Annotated in this window: 1 protein-coding gene; it reads right to left on the bottom strand. The window is 43.1% G+C overall.

Annotated elements, in window-relative coordinates; genetic code table 11:
• Nucleotides 1-1217: hypothetical protein (locus CLV51_RS29365; protein ID WP_158267194.1), on the bottom strand; the 1217-nt coding region annotated here is incomplete at both ends.

The raw sequence follows: 1217 nt of genomic DNA, 5'->3' as shown, positions 1-1217 counted from the left end.
ACCTTCACGGTATAATTGGAGCCACACATCACACCAATATTACCCAGGGCAAAGAAGAATTTGGCAAGATTATAAGACGAGTTTACTGTAAAAAGATGTTGCATAGACGGAAAGCTGCCTCCCGTACTTAGAAACTTAGTTTCTGTAAAACTCCGTGAAACCATATAATTAGGGTCCGGATGATAAGTGAAAAAATCGCCCAGCCCCAGTACCGTATTTCCCTCATATATGATCTCCCTGTATCCACCGGTAGGGTAAGTAATTTTCTTAAGGATATTTGCCTGTGAGTTGGCACCATCAGCTGTGCGGGTAGCGCCGAAATCCCAGTATATATCTCCATAACCATTGGAAACTATCATCTTCGGAATCATGCCCGTATTAAACTGACCATTACTAAATCCCCATATATCAACACCCGGGCTTAAAACACTGGGAAGGTTATTAAACTCATTATATTCAAATTTGTGCGTAAGGCTATCAAATCCAGCTGCACCAAATTGCGAAAAACCAGTAAGCTTCCACCGCATGCTACTGAAGTTTGTGCCATAATTGAATTTATATTGCCCCTTGTAGTTACCGCCAGGATCATACATTTGAACAGCCAGCATTTTATTAGGGCCATTCGCATAATCCTGTGCTGAATTAAAAATAACATAGCCACTGTTGCCATCAATGCGGGTTACCAGGTACTCGGTTGCGTCGGTTGTAACTACGCCGTCATCTCCAATTACATTGAATCCCTGGCAGTCCAGCCCAGCGGTATTAAGCGGCATAAAACTGCCTGATATAGTGGTGAAAATATTGCCGGATAGCGTGTAAGTATACTTAATACTATTTTCTTCATTCATATCATACGCCTCGGTGAGGTACCAGGAGGTAGATGATATTTCAGCCGGGCTATTGCCGTGGTTTCCGGAGTAGGACGATTGGTTTCTGAGTATGTAATTGCCCGTTCCGGCTTTTGTTCTACCGAAATAATATTTATTCCCGTTCTCATCTGTGATAATCCATGAGCGGATTCCCGGACCAGGAGGCGCCAGGCTTGTATCCAGGTTGTAACTGATGTTAATGCCGTCATTGCTCCCCATCATGACGATCTCTCCTGTTTCTTTCAGAAAAAATTTGCCGCTTCGCCCGTTAAAATTATAGAGGTAGGTATCAGGCTCCAGGTCCAGGAAGTCATGACTTAAAGCATAGAGATGATTTGTATTCGATGT

The organism is Chitinophaga niastensis (assembly GCF_003014755.1).
In the GTDB taxonomy this organism is placed as follows: Bacteria; Bacteroidota; Bacteroidia; order Chitinophagales; family Chitinophagaceae; genus Chitinophaga; species Chitinophaga niastensis.
Note: the sequence above shows the minus strand (reverse complement) of the source record. Positions and strands in the feature narration are given on the sequence as shown.